18 protein-coding genes are annotated in these 19,677 nt (G+C 63.5%); 14 read left to right on the top strand and 4 right to left on the bottom strand.

Features of this window, described 5'->3' with window-relative positions; genetic code table 11:
* Positions 1-34 precede the first annotated feature (34 nt).
* From J5Y21_RS00265 to J5Y21_RS00285, 5 genes are read left to right on the top strand one after another with little or no spacing between them, the layout of a single operon-like run.
* Complete coding sequence (locus tag J5Y21_RS00265; protein WP_210571590.1) at positions 35-1,207, top strand: glycosyltransferase family 4 protein; 1,173 nt, start codon at positions 35-37, stop codon at positions 1,205-1,207.
* 32 nt (positions 1,208-1,239) lie between these two features.
* On the top strand, positions 1,240-2,202 hold the full coding sequence (locus J5Y21_RS00270) for an ROK family protein (protein WP_210571591.1): 963 nt from the start codon (positions 1,240-1,242) through the stop codon (positions 2,200-2,202).
* An 8-nt stretch (positions 2,203-2,210) separates the two neighbouring features.
* Positions 2,211-2,963: a lysophospholipid acyltransferase family protein gene (locus tag J5Y21_RS00275; protein ID WP_210571593.1), complete on the top strand. Its 753-nt coding sequence runs from the start codon at positions 2,211-2,213 to the stop codon at positions 2,961-2,963.
* Complete coding sequence (locus J5Y21_RS00280) at positions 2,960-3,478, top strand: polyadenylate-specific 3'-exoribonuclease AS (protein ID WP_210571595.1); 519 nt, start codon at positions 2,960-2,962, stop codon at positions 3,476-3,478. Before J5Y21_RS00275 ends, J5Y21_RS00280 begins: the two co-directional genes overlap by 4 nt.
* A 60-nt stretch (positions 3,479-3,538) precedes the next feature.
* Positions 3,539-4,927 (top strand): 3-deoxy-7-phosphoheptulonate synthase class II, encoded by a 1,389-nt coding sequence (locus tag J5Y21_RS00285; protein WP_210571598.1) that lies wholly within the window; start codon positions 3,539-3,541, stop codon positions 4,925-4,927.
* Positions 4,928-4,968: 41 nt separating this feature from the next.
* On the opposite strand, the gene J5Y21_RS00290 is transcribed toward J5Y21_RS00285, so the two are convergent.
* Positions 4,969-6,261, bottom strand: a complete 1,293-nt coding sequence (locus J5Y21_RS00290) for a protein kinase (protein ID WP_210571600.1) — start codon at positions 6,259-6,261, stop codon at positions 4,969-4,971.
* Positions 6,262-6,327: 66 nt separating this feature from the next.
* Here J5Y21_RS00290 and J5Y21_RS00295 point away from each other — a divergent pair, with 66 nt between their 5' ends.
* Positions 6,328-6,711 (top strand): Rv2175c family DNA-binding protein, encoded by a 384-nt coding sequence (locus tag J5Y21_RS00295; RefSeq protein ID WP_210571601.1) that lies wholly within the window; start codon positions 6,328-6,330, stop codon positions 6,709-6,711.
* Here the strand turns inward: J5Y21_RS00295 and J5Y21_RS00300 are convergent.
* The 3 genes from J5Y21_RS00300 to J5Y21_RS00310 all read right to left on the bottom strand — a co-directional run bounded on the left by J5Y21_RS00300 (position 6,683) and on the right by J5Y21_RS00310 (position 9,894).
* A complete protein-coding gene (locus tag J5Y21_RS00300; RefSeq protein WP_210571602.1) occupies positions 6,683-8,158 on the bottom strand; it encodes an alpha-(1->6)-mannopyranosyltransferase A in 1,476 nt (491 codons plus the stop codon). The genes J5Y21_RS00295 and J5Y21_RS00300 overlap by 29 nt on opposite strands.
* Before the next feature lie 13 nt (positions 8,159-8,171).
* Entirely contained in the window at positions 8,172-9,209 is a 1,038-nt protein-coding gene (locus J5Y21_RS00305; protein ID WP_246874816.1) for a polyprenyl synthetase family protein, read from the bottom strand.
* A 109-nt stretch (positions 9,210-9,318) separates the two neighbouring features.
* Complete coding sequence (locus J5Y21_RS00310; protein ID WP_210571827.1) at positions 9,319-9,894, bottom strand: N-acetyltransferase; 576 nt, start codon at positions 9,892-9,894, stop codon at positions 9,319-9,321.
* Between the two features lie 254 nt (positions 9,895-10,148).
* Between J5Y21_RS00310 and J5Y21_RS00315 the strand changes: the two genes are divergently transcribed.
* From J5Y21_RS00315 to murF, 8 genes are all read left to right on the top strand, one after another.
* On the top strand, positions 10,149-10,586 hold the full coding sequence (locus J5Y21_RS00315; RefSeq protein ID WP_210571604.1) for an SAV_6107 family HEPN domain-containing protein: 438 nt from the start codon (positions 10,149-10,151) through the stop codon (positions 10,584-10,586).
* Positions 10,587-10,700: 114 nt separating this feature from the next.
* Positions 10,701-11,093 (top strand): DUF3040 domain-containing protein, encoded by a 393-nt coding sequence (locus J5Y21_RS00320; protein ID WP_210571605.1) that lies wholly within the window; start codon positions 10,701-10,703, stop codon positions 11,091-11,093.
* 597 nt (positions 11,094-11,690) lie between these two features.
* Positions 11,691-12,125 carry a division/cell wall cluster transcriptional repressor MraZ gene (gene mraZ, locus J5Y21_RS00325; RefSeq protein ID WP_076598706.1) on the top strand — a complete coding sequence of 145 codons (435 nt, stop codon included), beginning with the start codon at positions 11,691-11,693 and terminating at the stop codon, positions 12,123-12,125.
* 215 nt (positions 12,126-12,340) lie between these two features.
* Positions 12,341-13,354, top strand: a complete 1,014-nt coding sequence (gene rsmH, locus J5Y21_RS00330; protein WP_210571829.1) for a 16S rRNA (cytosine(1402)-N(4))-methyltransferase RsmH — start codon at positions 12,341-12,343, stop codon at positions 13,352-13,354.
* Positions 13,355-13,428: 74 nt separating this feature from the next.
* On the top strand, positions 13,429-14,304 hold the full coding sequence (locus J5Y21_RS00335) for a hypothetical protein (RefSeq protein ID WP_210571606.1): 876 nt from the start codon (positions 13,429-13,431) through the stop codon (positions 14,302-14,304).
* A gap of 232 nt (positions 14,305-14,536) precedes the next feature.
* Entirely contained in the window at positions 14,537-16,474 is a 1,938-nt protein-coding gene (locus J5Y21_RS00340) for a penicillin-binding protein 2 (RefSeq protein ID WP_246874794.1), read from the top strand.
* Positions 16,475-16,492: 18 nt separating this feature from the next.
* Complete coding sequence (locus J5Y21_RS00345; protein WP_210571609.1) at positions 16,493-18,073, top strand: UDP-N-acetylmuramoyl-L-alanyl-D-glutamate--2,6-diaminopimelate ligase; 1,581 nt, start codon at positions 16,493-16,495, stop codon at positions 18,071-18,073.
* Positions 18,070-19,677 (top strand): UDP-N-acetylmuramoyl-tripeptide--D-alanyl-D-alanine ligase, encoded by a 1,608-nt coding sequence (gene murF / locus J5Y21_RS00350; protein ID WP_210571610.1) that lies wholly within the window; start codon positions 18,070-18,072, stop codon positions 19,675-19,677. Before J5Y21_RS00345 ends, murF begins: the two co-directional genes overlap by 4 nt.

The raw sequence follows: 19,677 nt of genomic DNA on the forward strand, positions 1-19,677 counted from the left end.
CGCAACGCGTCGAATCGCCCCCTTATTGGGCAGCATGGCAACGCTTCTCGTCACGAATGATTTCCCGCCCACAGTCGGCGGGATTCAGTCGTATCTGCGGGATTTCGCGAGCGAATTCGTGCGCCTGCGTGGGCCGGAGTCGCTCGTCGTCTTCGCCTCCACGCAAGATGCGCATGAAGCATCGCTTTACGACGCTACGTTGCCGTACACCGTCCACCGCCTGCCCGCGAAAATGATGCTGCCGACTCCGGCGACGGTGCGCCGTATGCAGGAGCTGATTGAACAGCACGGCATCACCACGGTCTGGTTCGGTGCGGCTGCGCCTTTGGCTGTGATGGCTCCAGCTGCCCGGAGAGCTGGTGCACGCACAATTGTGGCGACGACGCACGGACACGAAGTGGGATGGTCGATGTTGCCGGGAGCGCGTCAGGTGCTCCGTCTGATCGGCAATGCGGCGGATACGGTCACGTATATCTCGGAGTACACGCTCCGGCGTTTTCGCGCCGCATTCGGTGAACGCCCCGCATTCGTACCACTGCCCTCTGGGGTAGACACGGACTTCTTTTGTCCCGCAACGAGCGAGCAGCGGGCTGCGGCGCGCGACCGCTACGGATTCGGCTCTGCCCCCTTGGTCGTGGTCGCTTCCCGGCTCGTGCCGCGTAAGGGGCAGGACCGGTTGATCGAGTGCTGGCCGGCGGTGCGCGATGCAGTGCCGGGGGCGACGCTCGCCGTCGTCGGCGAAGGTCGGTACGAGCCGCGCTTGAAGAAGCTTGCGCGACGCCACGGTGTCGAGGACGCCGTGCGCTTTTTGGGCCGCCTGCCGCGGGAGGACATGCGGGATATCGTCGCGTCGGCTGATGTGATGGCTATGCCTGCGCGCACACGCGGCGGTGGGCTGGATGTTGAGGGGCTGGGCATTGTCTACCTCGAAGCCCAAGCGTGCGGAGTGCCCGTCATCGCAGGACAATCCGGCGGTGCACCGGAAACCGTCACCGCCGAAACTGGCATCGTCGTCGACGGCACCGATAACACCGCGATCACAGCAGCGGTCATCGAATTATTGCGCAACCCGCAGCAACGTGCCGCAATGGGTGCAGCCGGCCGGAAGTTCGTGGGGGAGAGGTTCTCGTGGACAGTGCTGGCCGAACGTCTCGCGGACGTGCTCGAGGATCGTTCGGATCGTGGTGGGGCAACCGGTGGGATATAGACCGCGCCGCCGCGAGGCTAGAATGTTGACCCATGCGTACACAAGACAGTGCCGCCCCGCTCACCATCGGTTTCGATATCGGCGGCACGAATACGCGCGCGGGCGTCGTGGATGCCTCCGGCAGTATTCTCACCACGGTGTCCACGCGCACCCCAGAGGACGAGGACGGCCTGGTCCACGCCATCGTTGAGCTGGTGGAGCAACTGCGCCGGGAGTATTCCGTGGGCGCCGTCGGTGTTGCGGTGGCAGGGTTTTTGGACCCGGAGTGCGAGGTCGTTCGCTTCGCGCCTCACCTGCCATGGAAAGACAATGAGCCAGTCCGCGACATTCTCCAGGAGGAACTCGAACTGCCCGTGCGATTAGAGCACGACGCGAACTCGGCTGCTTGGGGCGAATACCGCTTCGGTGCGGCGAAGGATGCTGATACGTGGGTGCTCTTCGCGGTGGGGACCGGAATCGGTGCCACGCTCATGCACCACGGGGAGATCTACCGCGGCTCGTTCGGCACCGCACCGGAATTCGGTCACCTCACCGTCATGCCGGGTGGGCGGGCATGCTCCTGCGGCAAACGTGGGTGCCTCGAGCGATATGCCTCCGGCACCGCGCTGGTGGACACTGCCGTGGAGATCGCAGAACGGGGCGGGTTCGACGGTTGTGGGCTGTACCGCCGCGTCGTCGATAAGCGTGCGTCCGGTAACGATGTCGTCGCTGCGGCGCGTTCCGGCGATGCGCTCGCGCTGGCGACGATGGATCACTTCGCGGGGTGGCTCGGGCAGGGCCTGTCGATCGTGTGCGATGTCCTCGATCCTGAGCTCATTGTGCTCGGCGGGGGAGTGAGCCTAGATGCTGACATGTTCCTGGATACCGCGCGAAACAAAATGGAAGCTGGCGTGGTCGGTTCCGGGTTCCGTCCCAATCCGCGTCTGGAAACAGCTGAGCTCGGCGCGCAGGCAGGTATGATTGGCGTTGCTGATTTGGCCCGAGACGTGCTGTAAGAGGAAGTATGAACAACAAGTGGTACAAGTTTTTCAAGTACATCCTGATCGGGCCGTGGTTGCGGATCTGGAACCGCCCCGAAACTGAGGGGCTTGAGCACATCCCGCCGGAGGGGAAGCCTGCGCTGATGGTGTCCAACCACCAAGCCGTGATGGATTCCTTCTACTTCCCGCTCGTGTGCCCGCGCCAGCTGGTGCACCCGGCGAAGAAGGAGTACTTCACCGCACCGGGCTTCGTCGGCCGCGTCCAGAAGTTCTTCTTCACCTCCGTGGGCCAGGTGCCCATCGACCGTCAGGCGAAGGATGCTGGCGCGCACCTGCTCGAGGTCGCTCAGAATGTCTTCGATAAAGGCGATCTGTTCTGCATCTACCCGGAGGGAACGCGCTCCCCGGATGGGCGTATTTACAAGGGCAAGACCGGTATGGCGCGCGTGGCGATGGAATCGGGCGTGCCCTGCATTCCGGTCGCCATGATCGGTACCCGCAACGCGAACCCGATCGGCTCCTGGATTCCGCGGCCGGCGAAGGTGCGAGTGAAGATCGGCGAAGCGATCGACCCGCACGAGTGGGCACGTGAGAACGGATATGACCCGAGCGATTCTGCCGTTTGGCGCCCGTTCACCGATTTCTTTATGGAGCGGCTCGTTGAGCTGTCCGGCTACGACTATGTCGATGCGTACGCCGGGGACGTGAAGAAGTCCCTCGAGGCAGGCAACGGCTACCCGGAGGGCACGGAGCCTGACTGGCAGAACATGCAGTGAGGTACTTCTACGACACCGAATTCATCGAGGACGGCACGACGATCGAGCTGATCTCCATCGGGATCGTCGCCGAGGACGGACGCGAGTACTACGCCGTGTCCACGGACTTCGACGCCTCGCGCGCGAATCCGTGGGTGCGCGAGAATGTCCTAGAGAAGCTGCCCAATCCGCAGCGTCCGGAATGGAAATCGAAGCAGACCATCCGCGAGGAGGTCTTCGCCTTTCTCACCGATTCCGATTCGAAGCCCGAGCTGTGGGCGTGGGTGGGCGCGTACGACCATGTCGTGCTGGCGCAGCTGTGGGGCGATATGGCCAAACTCCCGAAGGAGATGCCGCGGTACACACGTGAGCTGCGCCAATACTGGGACATGGCGGGGCGCCCGACGCTGCCTCCCGCCCCCCAGGGCAACCACGACGCGCTTGTCGACGCGCGCCATAATCTCCTTAAATTCAAGATCTGCGCGCGCTCGCTGCCCCTCGATCGTCGGGGTCACGCGACCGCGCGGCCGGAATAATCCAAGCTCATTTCACACTTTTGCTACGTCCGGTGTCGCAGACGTGCTAGAAGTAAAGAGGTGAGTTGGACAGTAGACATCCCCAAAGAAGTGTTGCCCGATCTGCCGCCGCTTCCCGGTGACATCAATGAGGCGTTCCAGGACGCCGTCAACCGCGACGCAAAGCAGCAGCCGACATGGGATGAGAACTCGTCCCTGTATGTGCGCAAAATTCTCGAGTCGGTCCCACCGGTGGTGGTGGCACCCGAGATCCACAAGCTGAAGAGCCAGCTGGCGGACGTGGCTAACGGCGAGGCCTTCCTGCTGCAGGGCGGTGACTGCGCCGAGACCTTCGAGTCCAACACTGAGCCGCACATCCGCGCCAATATCAAGACCCTGCTGCAGATGGCAGTGGTGCTGACCTACGGCGCATCCACCCCGGTGGTGAAGCTGGCGCGTATCGCCGGCCAGTACGCCAAGCCACGCTCCTCCGATCTGGACGAGAACGGTCTGCCGAACTACCGCGGCGACATCGTCAACGGTGTGGAACCGACCGAGGAATCCCGCCGCCACGACCCGGCCCGCATGATTCGCGCCTACGCGAACTCTTCGGCGGCGATGAACCTGGTCCGTGCGTTGACCACCTCAGGAACGGCCGATCTGTACCGCGTTGAGGCCTGGAACCGTGAGTTCGTTGCCAATTCCGCCGCTGGTGCTCGTTACGAGGCACTGTCGCGCGAGATCACCCGCTCGCTCCACTTCATGGACGCCTGCGGTGTGAACGACCGCGAGCTGCGCACCTCCGAAATCTACGCGTCCCACGAGGCGCTGCTGGTCGACTACGAGCGTGCGATGCTCCGCCTCGCGGAGAACGAGAAGGGCGAGACCAAGCTCTACGATCTGTCGGCGCACCAGCTGTGGATCGGCGAGCGCACACGCGGTCTCGAGGACTTCCACGTCAACTTCGCCGCCCTGATCGACAACCCGATCGGCATCAAGCTCGGGCCGAAGGTCACTCCGGAGGAGGCTGTCGCCTACGCCGAGAAGCTGGATCCGAACCGTGAGCCGGGCCGTCTCACCATGGTCGCGCGCATGGGCCACGAGAATGTCCGCGACGTCCTGCCGGGCATCGTGGATGCCGTGGAGCGCTCCGGCCACAAGGTGGTCTGGCAGTCCGACCCGATGCACGGCAACACTTTCACCGCATCGAACGGCTACAAGACCCGCCACTTCGACAAGATCATCGACGAAGTCCAGGGCTTCTTCGAGGTGCACCGCCACCTGGGCACCCACCCGGGCGGCATCCACATCGAGCTGACCGGCGAGCACGTCACCGAGTGCCTCGGCGGCGCGCAGGACATCACCGATATCGACCTGCCGGGCCGTTACGAGTCCGCTTGCGACCCGCGCTTGAACACGGAGCAGGCGTTGGAGCTCGCATTCCTCGTCGCGGAGATGCTCCGCAACTAACAGAGCGGGAACCAACAGAGCGGAGTGGGGGAATTCCCGCTCTACTCAGGCATCCGGAGGATTTCGGGGATCTCCCCGTAGGACCCGGAACCGAACCACCAGCCACCGACAGCGACTGCTGCGGTGGCTGCTGTTATGAGCAGGAGAATCACGACCATCGCAGCCGCCGAGCGGTTCGTGTCCACCGGGGGCTGTTCATCCATTTCGGGCTCCCGCCGGCGATCGTCGACACGCTCCAACGGCGGAACATGCGGTTCGTACGGTGCCGGGGCTGGGGCCGGAGCTTGTGCGGCTGCCGGCGGGAGCGGGGCAGCGTACGGCTCCCGTGGCTCGTCGTGATCCCAGTACCTGTGGTCGTCGCGGCGGCCGAACAGACCTGGTTCCGGTGCCGGGGCAGATTCCGGGGCAGACTGCGGGGAGTCAAGGTGAGTGACGCTCGTGGGAATCGCTGCGGCCCGGTTCGCCGCGGACTGAGTGGGCACTGGGACCGTGAACTCTGGCAGCTCCAACTCGGCGGCGACATCGTCGAGAGCATCGAGAAACTCCCGTGCATCGGCGAAACGCTCGCGGGGATCGCGGGCGGTGGCGGTGGCCACGAGCTCGTCGAAAAGCATTGGCACGCCCTGCATGCGCGACGACGGTGCCGGGACATCCGACCGCAGGCGCGCCATCGCATGGCCGAGCGAGGTGTCCCCATCGAAGGGGACGGTGCCGGTGAGGAGTTCGAAGAGCACGATGCCGGCGGAATACACATCAGAGGTCTGGGTGATTTCTGTGCCGTCGACCTGCTCGGGGGAGAGGTACGCGACAGTGCCGACGATCTGATCCGTGGAATGCCGGGCATCGCTCGCCGCGCGCACGAGACCGAAATCTGCGAGCTTCACCGTGCTGTCGCCGTTGATGAGAATATTGTCTGGTTTGATGTCGCGGTGCACCAGACCGCGACGGTGCGCGACGGACAAGCCCGTCAGCATTGCCCGCATGACTGCGGCGGCGGCATGTGGGGGCATTGGGCCGCGCTCGGCGAGCAGCTCCCGGAGCGTGCCGCCGGTGATCAGCTCCATGATGAGGAAGACATCCTCGCCGTCGGCCGCGAAATCGTACACATTGACCAAATTCGGGTGGCTCAGCTGCGCCATCGCGCGGGCCTCGCGCGCGAAGCGATCGAGAAAAACATCGTCGTGGACATAGCGTTCATCCATCACCTTCGCGGCGACTTCACGGCCCAAACGGTCGTCGAGGCAGCGGTACACGGTGGACATGCCGCCGCGCGCAATGGGGCGGTCGATGATGTACCGGCCTTCCAACACGTCGCCGGCTGCGAGGTGAGTCATAGCACCCAGTATGGTGCACGGGACTTCCCGACCGGTAGACGGCATGCGGTGAGTAGAGTGGCGGGCGTGAATTCTACAGAGCACGACCCCAACGAACACGACCTCGACGCACTGCTGAGCGGGGAAACGCTGCTGCCATTCCCCGAGGTGGCGGAGCGGCTCGGCGTCCCTGTGACAAAGGTCCACGACTACGTCAACGCCGGCAAACTCGTGTCCCACAAAAAGGACGGCACGAAAGTCATCCCCGAGCTCATGCTCGACGGCGGGAAGGAGCTATCCAAATTCATCGCCGGGGCCATCACCGTTCTCCTCGACGGTGGCTTCAACCAGGAGGAAATCCTGGCCTACCTGTTCACGGAAGATGACAGTCTGCCCGGCCGCCCGATCGACGCGTTGCACGGCCACGGGGCCCGTGAAGTGATCAGGCGCGCTCAGGCGATGGCGTTTTAGAACGCGGCAGGACATACGCGGCCGCGCACCAGCCGGCGATCAAAGCGGCGAGCATCCACGGCCCGTTGTAGAAGTGGTGGTTGCCGCTGCCGGAAAACGCGAGCGCCACGATCACTGACAACCCCACAGTCAGGCGTGTTAGCCAGCGCGCCGGGGTGAACGTGCCCGCCACGGACACAGCGGAGGCGAAGTACCACGGCAGCGAGACTGCGTTGAAGACGAATGCGACCATGTATGCCAGCGCCATGCCCATGACATTGCGGCGGTCAGTCTTCCGGAAGATCCACCACACCGCCACGAGACCGGCCAGCATCAGCACCGAACTGATAGTGCGGGTGGTGCCGAGGACGGTGTTGTAGGGGAAGGCTTCGTCGAAAAGCTGCAGGAAGGGCGTGATTGCCTCCGCGGCGAGTGTCGCGGCGGAGAGCGGATTGACCACTTTCGAATTGCCGGAGATCTCCGCCAGCCAGCCCCACGAGGTGCCTGACGCCAGCGTCACCGCCGCGACGGTGGCCACAGCCGTTGCTACTACGGCGAAACCAGCAGCGAAGAAGACACCCACCCGTCGGGCTGGGCGGGACCCCTCGGGCGCGTAGCGGTGCAGAGCCATCCACACGATGAACGGCAACGTGACCGCAGCAGTCGCCTTGAGGGATACAGCCACCCCGACCAGCACGGTGCCCAGCAGGAAGCGTCGCGACAGGCACGCCACAAGGCCGAGACTGACCAAGCCGACCATGACGGCCTCGTTGTGCATGCCGCCGACCATGTGGATGAGCATCACCGGATTGGCCACACCCAGCCACAAAGCGACCGCTGGATCGCCCCCGAGGAAACGCGCGATTTTCGGGACCGCCCACGCAATGGCGGCGAAACCAGCGAGGGAGATGAATTTGTAGCAGATGATGCCCGCCATGACATTGTCACCGACAAAGCTGGTCACTCCATTGCCGATCCACAGGTGCAGCGGGCCGTAGGGCGTGGTGGTGTTGCGCCAGTCGTGGGAGACTTCCAGCAAATACGGGCCGGGGTTTATAGCGGCGCCTTCCGAATACGGGTCGAAACCGTCGCGGACCATGGCGCCCTGCATGAGGTAGGAGTAGATGTCGCGCGACATCAGTGGCGCGGCGAGCAGGAGTGGGGCAGTGGCGGACCACAGTGATGCCCGCGCGAATTCACACCGGTCGCGCACGCCAGGCTCAGTGCGGTCAGCCAGCACATACCTGCCGGCGGCGACCCAACCGAGCACGAGAAGCACAAGCCCTGCGGTCAATGCGATGTTGAGCAGGCCCCGGCCGTGGCCGTACGACAGGAAGGCGATACCGGAAGCATCGAGCACCCCGCCGCGGTTCCTCGTTGCGCCCGCGCCGAAGGAGCCGACCATCATGAGGACGGCACCGGCAGCGCCCAACCACAGCGCGGTTTTCGGGGAGAGTCGTACGGTCATCGGACAGACGCCTCTATTTGCGCCTGGCCGTGGACTTGATAGCCAGGGACGTGAGGGTCTCCACGGCGTCATCGGTGATGTGGGCATCCTCGAGATGCTTCAATCCGGACTCGGTCAGACGCGTGATGCGCTCTTCCGTGACGTCCACAGCGCCGGTCGACTCGATGATGCGCGCCAGTTCCGCGATGTCGTCGGGGGCCGTGGCGGTGCCGATTCCCGAGCGGAGTTTTTCTGCAGCGGCCGGATCTGATGCGTCCGCGGCTTGCAACGCAAGTGCGTAGAGCACGGTCCGCTTGCCTTCGCGCAGATCGTCGCCTGCCGGCTTACCGGTCACCTCAGGGTCGCCGAAGACGCCTAGAAGATCGTCGCGGAGCTGGAAGGCAATGCCGATATCGCGGCCGTATCCGCGCAGCGCAGCGATAGTCGTCTCGTCCGCGCCCGCCAGTGCCGCACCGAGGTGGAGCGGACGTTCCACCGTGTAGGCGGCGGTCTTGTAACGGTTGACAGAATCTGCCATCTCCACGCTTTCGCTGCCGGAGGCTTCCAAGGCGATGTCGAGGATCTGCCCGCCGATGACCTCCGCGCGCATACCGCGCCACGGTTCAGCCGCGCGCAGCAGCGCTGCATCGCTCACGCCGGAGTAGCGCCACATGTCGTCGGCCCAGGCCAGAGCAAGATCGCCAATGAGGATCGCGACATTCTCACCATATATGTCCGCGTCGCCGTGCCAGCCGCGTTGCGCATGTTCCGCAGCGATTGCACGGTGAACCGTGGGCTTGCCACGTCGGGTGTCTGAGGCATCGATGATGTCGTCGTGGACCAGTGCACACGCTTGAATGAGCTCGAGGGCGCTGACCGCACGAAGCACGGCCGCCGGGTCCTCGCCGCTGCCGTCCGCACCGACTGTCGCCGCGTACCCCACCCAACCGTAGGTGGGACGGATGCGTTTTCCTCCGCCGAGCACGAAATTGCGCAAGTGCCCCACGGCCTCAGCGACGGGAGCGCCGATTTCGCTTATCGACGCCGCGTTGTCCCCGAAGAATGCTTCCAGCTCTCGTTCCACTGCTGCTGGGACATCTGCTACCGCAATGTGAGGTGTGCGCTCGCTCAAAAGTGGTGTCTCCTTCTGCCGCACGGAGGGGAGGATGGACGATTACCACTCACTTTACCGGGGTGCTGATCTCCAACGGCAATGTCCGGCCAAGCACCGCGAAGGGGCGCGGATCACCGGTGTAGCGGAAATCGCGGAGCACATCTTCAAAGCCGAGCGAGCGGTAGAGGCCGAACGCGGCGTTGCCCTCGTTCGGCACTTCGGGGGTGGAGAGCAAGACATGTGGCTGCGATGCCCGGCTGAGCAATCTTTCAATGAGGGCTCTGCCGATGCCGTGGCCCTGGAGATGCGGGGCGACGTGAATTTCCGCTAGCTCGAAATAGTTCTCCACGACAGCGGTCATCTCTGGCGTCATCGCATGGCTATTCACTAGTCCGCGTCGAAGCTGCTGGTCCCACCAGCGTTTCTGTGAGCCTCGGAAACCATAAGCGACACCGGCGAGCTGCTCCTCGTCGAATGCGGCGACGGCAGCGAAGTCCCGTTCCAGCGAATCGCGGCGCCAGACAGTCACGCGCTGGTCGTGGATGGCAATGGGGTAGCGCATCGCCGTGATGTAGAGGCCCACGAGTTCGGGAGCCATGGCGGTGAATTCGTACGGGGACAGCTCGCGGATGGTGACGGACACGGTTTCCATCGAACCATGTGGGGCGCGTGGGTGCGTCTGATTCAGCTTATCCACACCCCGACATCGCTGAAACTGCAGGTCATAGCGGTGTGTTGATACGAAGTGGGGCAATAGTTCGAAAACGTGTTCGAACTGCTGGCGGGCTGTGTCCGGTTCGGTTTCTAGTGTGAGGCTCACAAAGTAATTGGAAATGAGGGCGCGAACAGGAATGTGAGCGCCGGGCGGAACGGTAGTGAAACGAGGAGGAGAGTCAGATGTCTAGCGTGATCTCAGCAACGACGGGCGCGGTATACGGGGCGGTGCCCGCGACCTTGCAGCATGATGAATTTCTGGCTTCGGGGCGTGCGCTGCTCGAGGACGCGCATGCGCAGCTCGCTGCCGGCGCATACGGCCTGGCTCTGGAAAGTGCGTACCGCGCGGCACTGCGTACCGCAGGGGCCGTGATTGCGCAGTCGGCAGTGGTGGCCAAGCGGAAGCGTCTGCCCACGAGTGCGTGGGACAAGCTTGCACTCACAGGGGCTCGTGGAGCGTATTGGGCGACTGCGTTCTCCGGATTCTCGCGGCTGAGGGGAAGAGTCGCGTCCGGGATCGAGCTGAATCCGCAACGTGAGGATGTCGAAAGTCTTGTTCAGCTGGCTTCCGAGTTCTTCGGGGAGACGGCCGGGGAGGGAAGTGGCATGACCGCTGCCTAGCCTGCTGTGACTGTTCTGCGGTGGTGTCGGGGCGCTATGATGAAGGGAACAAAACGACGCCGTGGCGCGTTGTAGTTCAGAGAAGACAGCGACCAAACCAGGCTGGGAGTGAAAGTGGCTTTATCTGAGCAGGAACAGAAGTTGCTCCGCGAAATCGAGGAGTCGCTGATGGCCGACGATCCGAAGTTCGGGTCGACGGTGGCTTCTGTGCCTGAGCGTGGATCTGCTGACGGCGGGTTCCGGCCGACCATGCGGGCCGTTGCCCTCATTGTGCTCGGCCTCGTGCTGCTCATTGCGGGCGTCGCCTTGGCTGCTGAAAGCATCTGGTTTGTGGCACTCAGCATCCTCGGTTTCGTTGTCATGTTCATTGGCGGCATTTGGGGGCTGCGTGCACCGGCTCAGGAGAACGTGCCATCGCGTGCTCAAAGCGCTGGGCCGCAGTTGCGCCGCGAAGGGCGCAGCTCCCGGATGGAGGAGAATTTCCGCCGTCGCTTCGAAGGCCAGTAAACCGTCCTCCTGATTCAGTTGCCGCCCTCCCGGCGTGAAGGCCCGTCCACGAGGGCCTGCCCAACTAGGCAAGAGTGCCTGCCCAGCTAGATAGGTTCCCGGCCCTTTAACGGAATAGTTTCAAACCCTCTTACGGAAACGTGAGGGGGAATTTTTGTGCGCGCATCACGGTATCTCGCCTGGGTGGCGCCTTTTTGCTTGGCTTCCCACTTTCCTCCACCTGGGGTTCCCACTTTCCTCCACCCAGGCTCCCCACTTTCACCCACTGGGGTCTCTTGGTTATGGCGTGATCCGTTTTTCCTGCGGGAATGCCGATCGGTCGTAGTGGTAGTGGTGGTGATGGTGGGGTAGTAAAGGGCGATTAGGGGCGGATGTGGTGGAAAGTGGCTAGAGGGGGCGGGTGGACGCGCCACGTGTGATCAGTGTGCTGAACTGTGGATTCGTGACACGCGGAAAGAATTTTGTGTTCCAATGTGGCGTTTGTGGGGGAGAGTGGGTTAAAGTGGGGGACAGTGAAGGGCCGGTGTGACGATGCCGGGTCGGATCTGACAAAAATTCACAGCCGGAGTCATTGAGCGAAGGAAGGTAGGGCGCCGGATGTTTCTTGGCACCTATACCCCCAAGCTGGATGACAAAGGGCGCCTGACGCTGCCCGCCAAGTTCCGTGAAGGACTGGCGGACGGGCTGATGGTGACCAAGGGGCAAGACCACTCGCTGGCGGTCTATCCCCGCGAGGAATTCGCGGCACGCGCGCGTAAAGCGGCTGCGGTTTCCCGCACGAATCCGAAGGCGCGCGCCTTTATCCGAAACTTGGCGGCAAGTGCGGATGAGCAGACGCTGGACGGTTCGGGTCGCATCACGCTGTCACCGGCGCACCGGGACTACGCGAACCTGTCCAAGGAATGTGTGGTCATCGGTTCAGTGGATTTCTTGGAAATCTGGGACGCCGAGTCCTGGCAGAAATACCAAGAAAATACGGAGGCCGCTTTCTCGGCGGCCGATGAGGACGACATTCTCTCGGGCCTGCTCTAAGCGGGCGAACGGAGAGCGTGTACGGACTCTGCTCGGGGCGCGAGTCGTTCTGGTGTACTTCCCCGATATCAGAATGACCGCCCCGAGCAGGGCCCTACACGTTCCCCGTTAGAACAGATTCTTTCAACCGCAGTCAGACCTAATCCGTAGCACGGCACACCAGGCACAAGGGGGGGGTGGACCACATGGCACATGACACGTCGCAGAAGTCGGACATGGACTTCGGTGTCGATGCGAACCATGGTCACGTCCCCGTTATGCGCGACCGCATGGGTGATCTGCTGCGCCCGGCAGTAGAACGCTTCGGAGCTGAGGCCGTGATCGTCGACGGCACGCTGGGTGCCGGCGGGCACACCGAATATTTCCTTACCGAATTCCCCGACGCCACCGTGATCGGCATTGATCGAGACGGGGCGGCGCTGGAAAACGCCACTAAGCGTCTGGCGCGGTTCGGCGATAGGTTCGTTCCGGTCCGGGGCCGCTTCGATTGCCTCGGCGAGGAATTGGCGAGCAACGAAAACGTTGTGTTCGAGCGCGTCCGCAAGACGGGATTGGCGGGCGCGTTCTTTGATCTTGGCGTGTCATCGATGCAGCTCGACCAGGAGGAGCGCGGTTTCGCTTACCGCGTCGACGCACCACTGGACATGCGCATGGATCCGAGCATCGGTCTGACGGCCGCGGATGTCTTGAACACGTACAGCCATGGTGATTTGGCGCGTGTGCTTAAGACGTACGGTGACGAGCGTTTCGCCGGCAAGATCGCCTCGGCAGTGATCGATGAGCGCGAGAAAGAACCCTTCGATCGGTCCGGACGTCTCGTGGAGCTTCTTTACGATGTGATCCCTGCGGCGACGCGCCGCACGGGCGGACACCCGGCCAAGCGTACGTTTCAGGCTCTCCGCGTCGAGGTCAACCGGGAGCTCGAGGCACTGGAAAACGTCATCCCGATGGTTGCGAATGCGCTCGGTGAGGGTGGTCGCGCAGTGTTCATGAGTTACCAGTCGCTCGAAGACAAGCTGGTCAAGCGTGCATTCGCGGATATGACGAAGTCGAAGACCCCGCCGGGTCTCCCGACCGAGCTGCCAGACATGGCACCGAAATTCCGGTTGGTCACTCGTGGCGCCGAGCAGGCCTCCGAGGCAGAGATTGAGCTGAACCGCAGAGCAGCTTCAGTGCGCGTTCGGGCGGTGGAGAAGCTCGACAGCGGGCCACCTGGGGGTGCGCGATGAGCATCCGATCGACGCATTCACGCACAGCACGGCAACCACACACAGCACGGCAACAAGCGAAGGGAACCACGACCATGGGAGCAAGCCGAGACCTCACCGCCGGTAACACTGCCGGCAGCTCGACTGCGCTGCTGGAGCGCACCCCGCAGCGTACGACCCGCCATGCTGACCAGCCTGGCACGCGCACAGCACCGGTGCCGTCGGGGCTGAAGCCGCGCATCGCCCCGCACGTCCCACGCGGACCGCGTCGTCTGGGCTCCAAGCAGGTCGTGTCCGTGCGTGGACGTCGCGTGGCCACCACGGAGGCGAAGCGCAAGTTCTCGACGATGTCGATGCTGGCGTTGCCGCTGTTGGTGCTGGGCATCTTTGGTGCGATGCTGCTGTCTGCTCTGTCCACGCAGCAGACATTCACGATCGAACAGCTCCAGAGCAAGGAGCGCACGCTCAACAATGAAATTGAGACGCTGAACCGCAATGTCGAGGACAGCCGTGCTGCTGCAGAAGTCGCGGCGAAGGCCGATGCTGCGGGCATGGTCGTTCCGGTTCAGCCCGGCATTATCGATGTCGCTGCTGACGGCAAGGCGAACGAGACTCGTGAAGCCGACCCAGAAAAGCACGTGCGTGTTGTCGATGTGAATGAGGAGACGATCCGCACCGACAAGGCGACGAGTGACCGCGAAGCAACGCGCGATATTGCCGATAACCTGTCTGCTCTTCCGCAGAACTCGCTGCCGACCGGACGCGGAGCTGCGCCGTCGCTGCCGACTCCTGGCGGCCAGTCGGGTAATCGCGGGGCTGCTCCGGCGGCACCAGCGCCCGCTGCTGATGCACCGGCACCTAACGCACCGGCTCCGGCAGCCCCAGCACCCGCACCGGCTCCGGCCGCTCCGGCCCCAGCACCCGCACCGGCGGCGGAGGGCGCACTGCCAGCTTTGCCCGGCGGTTTCTGAGCGTCTGCCTAGGCGCGAATGATTCGTACAGGGATTTAGTCCCCAGTTCGTGTGTGGCGGTCATAACCTTGCCCGGTGATCGGGGCAAGATGAAGGCAATCATTGGGATGAAAGCCTCCTATGGGCGCGACGACACAAGAGAAGTAGGTGAGACTGCGACGTGAGCAGAATGGTCCCGCGGAAGCGGCAGGCGCGGGCAGTCCCCGCGCAAAAAGTCATTACTGCCAGTCGCATGCGCATCCTCACGGCCTTCTTCTTGGTTCTCGCCCTCGTCCTCGTCGGGCGTCTCGCCTGGGTCCAGCTCAAGTGGGGCCCGCAATTGCAGACGGTGGCCGCCGAGCAGCGCGAACGGGATTTTGAGGATCCTGCCCGCCGCGGCGCGATCCTGGACCGCGAAGGCAATTACTTGGCCTACACGATGAAGGCCCGCTCCTTGACAGTGTCGCCGGTGACCCTGCGCCGCGAACTCGGTGAGATCGCTCGCAACGAGATGTACGAAAACGGCGCGACCCGCGCTGAAGCGGAAGCGCAGCAGGACGCACGCGTCGAGGACATTCTGCGCCAGATGGCCAATGAGATCCCCACCATGATCAGCGACGATCAGGTGCAGGATCCGAATGGCGAGAGCTCTGAAGATTCAGACGATAAGGATGAAAAAGACGACGACAAGAAATCGGCGGGGGAGAAGGACAAGCTGCCCACCCCGCAGGTGAAGTCCAAGGACATCTTGGAGAAGCTCCACGCGGATACCGATTACGAGGTTCTCGTCCGCAATGTCGACCCAGATGTCGCGGCGAAGGTCGCGGAGAAATTCCACGGCGTGGCCGCTGACCGGCAAGACATACGTGAATACCCGAACGGCGCGATCGGCGAGAATATCGTTGGACGGGTGTCCATGGACGGCCAGGGCCAGTTCGGGCTCGAAGCGTCCAGCGATTCAATTCTCACGGGCATTGACGGCCGTTCCACCGAGGACGTTTCCGCTAACGGTCAGGCGATCCCCGGCACCTTGCGCGATGTGGTGCCGGTCGTCGATGGTGCACGCGTCGAGCTCACGGTCGACCTGGACCTCCAGGCATATGTTCAGCAGTTGCTGGAACAGTCCAAGGCGAATGCGAAGGCCAAGGAAGCAGAAGCAGTCGTGTTGGACGCCAAGACCGGTGAAGTTCTAGCAATGGCGAATACGAATACGATCGACCCGAACGGCGACCTGGACCGCCAGCTCGATTCCGGGCGGAATTTCGAGAACCCGTCGATTTCTCACCCGTACGAGCCAGGCTCTGTCGCCAAGATCATCACTGCTGCGGCAGCGATCGAGGAAGGTCTGACCACGCCAGACGAGGTACACCAGGTGCCCGGTTCCATTGAGATGGCTGGTGTGACGGTCGCAGATGCATGGCAGCACGATGTCGTTCCGTACACCACAACCGGCATCTTCGGTAAGTCCTCTAACGTGGGCACCCTGATGCTTGCCCAGAAGGTGGGCGAGGACCGATTCGACGATTATTTGAAGCGATTCGGCGTGGGCCAATCCACCGGCATCGAATTGCCCAATGAATCCTCGGGCCTAGTCCCGACACGTGAGCAGTGGTCCGGCGGCACCTTTGCCAACCTGCCGATCGGCCAGGGCATGTCCATGACCACGCTGCAGTTGGCCAGCGTCTATCAGGCGCTGGCCAATGAAGGAGAGAGGATCGAGCCCCGCGTGGTCAAGACTGTCACGCAGTCCACCGGCGAGGAGATCCCGCAGGATGATCCGCGTCGCACCCGTGTGGTCAGCGAAAAGACTGCGAAGACGATCGTCGACATGTTCCGCGCACCGTTCCAGGACGACCCGAACGGGGTCAACAGCGGTACCGCGCAGGGCAACTCCATTCCGGGCTACCAGCTGTCCGGCAAAACCGGTACAGCACAGAAGGTGAACCCGGACACTGGCGCGTACTCCAATTCGGATTATTGGATCACGTTCGCCGGTATCGCACCGGCAGACGATCCGCGCTTCGTCGTGGCGGTGATGCTCGATGATCCGGAGCGTGGCCCGCTTGAAGGCGGCGGTGGCGGACAGTCGTCGGCACCGATCTTCACCGAGATCGCCAACTGGCTGATCAACCGAGAAAATATTGCCCAGAGCCCGGACCCGGGCGAGCCGATGGTCCTGCAAGCCCAGTAGCGAAAGCGAGGAGTGGTCATGAACAACATCAACGAGAATTTTGCGGCCGCCGTCGCACTCACCACAGTGGCCGAGATTGCCGCCGCGCGGATCGAGAACGCTCCGACGGAAGAACTGAAGGTCATCGGGATCAGCCTCGACTCGAATGCAGTTGAAGCAGGCTCCATTTTCGCGGCGCTGCCGGGCACGCGCGTGCACGGAGCGACGTACGCGGAGGGATCGAAGGCCGCGGCCATTCTGACCGATGCGGCCGGCTGGGACATCCTCGTTGAAGCGCACGAAACCCGACCGGTGCTCGTTGTCGAGGACGTCCGCGCGATCCTCGGTCTCGTTTCTGCTGAGATCTACGGGCACCCGTCGGAAAAGCTCACCATCATCGGTGTCACTGGCACGTCAGGCAAGACCACCACGACATACATGCTTGAATCCGGGCTGACTGCCGCTGGCTGCGCGGTGGGGCTCATCGGCACCACCGGCACTCGCATCAAGGGCGAAGACGTGCCCACCTCGCTCACCACGCCGGAGGCGCCGAAGCTACAGGAACTCTTCGCGCTCATGGTGGAGCGCGGCGTGACCCACGTGGTCATGGAAGTCTCCTCCCACGCTCTCGTGCTGGGACGTGTGACAGGCACGCATTTCGCTGTCGCCGGTTTCACGAATCTGTCGCAGGACCACCTGGATTTCCACCCGACGATGGAGGAGTACTTCGACGCCAAGGCGATGCTCTTCGAACCCGGTTCACCGGTCGCGACTGAGCAGGCTGTGATCTGCGTTGACGATGAGTGGGGCCAGAAAATGGCGCAGCGTGCCGCAGGAGGGGAGCACGCCGTAATCACCGTGGGCACGAATGGGCAGGATGATGTCGATTGTGCTGCCACACTGAACAGCACCACCGACACCGGCGCACAGGACATCACGGTGAAACTTCACGGCACCGCGATCGATACGCGTCTGCCGCTGCCGGGCGCATTCAATGTCGCCAACGCAGCGCTGGCCACGGCACTCGCTGCCGCAGCGGGCATCGACGCGGAGACCTTCCTCAAGGGCGTCAGCGGCGCCGCGGTCCCGGGCCGCATGGAACGCATTGATGCGGGCCAGGAATTCGTGGCTGTCGTCGACTACGCGCACAAGCCCGCCGCGATCGCTGCTGCCCTGGACTCGCTGCGCGAACAGGTCGATGGCCGCGTCGGTATCGTTGTGGGCGCCGGCGGCGACCGCGACCAATCCAAGCGCGCAATCATGGGCGCGGAGTCGGCGCGACGCGCCGACCTGGTCATCATCACCGACGACAACCCGCGCACCGAGGACCCGGCCACCATCCGCGCGGCTGTGCGGGAAGGCGCCGAACAAGCGGCAGCGTCCGGCAGAAACGTTGAGATCCGCGAGAGCGATTCACGCGGGGACGCGATCAGGCAGCTCGTCGCGTGGGCACAACCCGGCGACGCAGTTATCGTCGTGGGTAAAGGCCACGAAGTCGGGCAAATCATCGGTGACACGACCCACCACTTCGACGATAGAGAAGAAGTACGCGCGGCTTTGGCGGACAATGGCTTCGGCACTGCACCCGCACGGACTGAGAATAAGGAGGACCGGGCATGATTCCGATGACGCTGGCAGACATCGCACAGGTCACCGGTGGCACCCTCAGTGAGTCCGCCGACCCGCAAGCGACGGTGACCAGCTACGTCGAGTTCGACTCGCGGAAGATCACCCCTGGCGGCCTTTTCGTGGCCCTGCCCGGTAGCAATGTCGACGGACACGATTTCGCCGAATCCGCGATTGCGCGTGGAGCAGTAGGAGTGCTCGTCGCGCGCGAAGTGGGAGTTCCCGCAGTCATTCTTCCGCCTGTCGAGCAGATTGAGGGAGATAATTCAGATCTCGCCGCGGGTGATCCGGATGGTTCCGCCCGCGCAGTCGTCGCCGGAATGGCGAAATTGGCGGGGCATGTGGCGCGAACGCTCGTCGATAAGCATGGCTTGCGTATCACTGGCGTGACGGGTTCTGCGGGCAAGACCTCCACGAAGGACTTGATCGCGAATGTGCTCGGTCATGGAGGGGAGACGGTCGCGCCGCCTGGCTCGTTCAATAACGAGATCGGCCTGCCGTACACCGTGCTGCGCTGCACGGAAAACACAGCCTTTTTGGTCGCGGAGATGTCCGCGCGCAATGTCGGGCACATCGCTCAGTTGGCCAGCATCGCGCCGCCGCACATCGGTGTGGTGCTCAACGTCGGTAGCGCCCACCTCGGCGAATTCGGTTCGCGCGAGAATATCGCCCAAGCGAAAGGCGAGCTCGTCGAGGCCCTGCCGGCTGATGGCGTGGCCATTCTCAACGCTGACGACGATCTTGTCGCGGGCATGGCGCCGCGCACCCACGGGCGCGTCGTGCGTTTTTCCGCGGAGCATGGAGGCGCCACAGGGCACGGCGCGGCTGAGTACTACGCCACGGACATAAAGCTTGACGACGTCGCGCGTGCCACCTTCACCATGCATTCCCCCGCGGGCGGCCCGCAGCGGGTGAGTTTGAAGGTCTTCGGCGCCCACCAGGTGTCCAATGCTCTCGCGGCCGCGGCTGTCGGCATCGAAGCTGGGCTGGATGCGGCGACCGTCGCCGACGCGTTGTCGAATGCGCACAGCGTCTCGGTCAACCGGATGGACGTGAACACGCGTGCCGACGGCGTGACCGTGATCAACGACGCGTACAACGCCAACCCGGATTCGATGCGCGCAGGCATCGCCGCCCTCGGCTTCACTGCTGCTGCGCGCCCCGGCGTCCGCTCGATCGCGGTGCTGGGCGAGATGGGCGAACTCGGCTCCGACTCTGTTGAAGCGCACCGTGCATTGGGCGACGAACTCGCCCGATACCGTGTCACCCACCTCGTGGTGGTGGGGGAGAGCGAGGAAACGCGAGTGCTCGCCGAGCGCGCCGCCGGGCGCGGGATTCAAACCCATAGCGCGGGCGGCGTCGACGCAGCCGCAGACATCGTCAGCGAGATCGTGCGCACCGCCCCGCCAGGGGAGGGAAATTGGCGTAACCGCGACGACCGCGATGTGGTGCTCGTCAAAGCATCGAATGCGGTGGGCCTGTGGCGGGTCGCGGAGATTCTGCTCGCCGACGGGCCTGCGCACCCGCAGCAACCGAATACTGTCCCGCATTCGCCGAACATACCGATCACACAACCTGACCAGGAAGACACGAGGTAG

The sequence above is a fragment of the Corynebacterium sp. Marseille-P3884 genome (genome assembly GCF_017942225.1).
Classification (GTDB): domain Bacteria; phylum Actinomycetota; class Actinomycetes; order Mycobacteriales; family Mycobacteriaceae; genus Corynebacterium.

Coding starts and splice junctions, on each gene's coding strand:
- J5Y21_RS00315 (WP_210571604.1), top strand. CDS start 10,149: ATGTCTAGCGTGATCTCAGCAACGACGGGCGCGGTATACGGGGCGGTG.
- J5Y21_RS00290 (WP_210571600.1), bottom strand. CDS start 6,261: ATGACTCACCTCGCAGCCGGCGACGTGTTGGAAGGCCGGTACATCATC.
- J5Y21_RS00275 (WP_210571593.1), top strand. CDS start 2,211: ATGAACAACAAGTGGTACAAGTTTTTCAAGTACATCCTGATCGGGCCG.
- mraZ (WP_076598706.1), top strand. CDS start 11,691: ATGTTTCTTGGCACCTATACCCCCAAGCTGGATGACAAAGGGCGCCTG.
- J5Y21_RS00265 (WP_210571590.1), top strand. CDS start 35: ATGGCAACGCTTCTCGTCACGAATGATTTCCCGCCCACAGTCGGCGGG.
- murF (WP_210571610.1), top strand. CDS start 18,070: ATGATTCCGATGACGCTGGCAGACATCGCACAGGTCACCGGTGGCACC.
- J5Y21_RS00300 (WP_210571602.1), bottom strand. CDS start 8,158: ATGACCGTACGACTCTCCCCGAAAACCGCGCTGTGGTTGGGCGCTGCC.
- rsmH (WP_210571829.1), top strand. CDS start 12,341: ATGGACTTCGGTGTCGATGCGAACCATGGTCACGTCCCCGTTATGCGC.
- J5Y21_RS00340 (WP_246874794.1), top strand. CDS start 14,537: ATGCGCATCCTCACGGCCTTCTTCTTGGTTCTCGCCCTCGTCCTCGTC.
- J5Y21_RS00335 (WP_210571606.1), top strand. CDS start 13,429: ATGGGAGCAAGCCGAGACCTCACCGCCGGTAACACTGCCGGCAGCTCG.
- J5Y21_RS00270 (WP_210571591.1), top strand. CDS start 1,240: ATGCGTACACAAGACAGTGCCGCCCCGCTCACCATCGGTTTCGATATC.
- J5Y21_RS00345 (WP_210571609.1), top strand. CDS start 16,493: ATGAACAACATCAACGAGAATTTTGCGGCCGCCGTCGCACTCACCACA.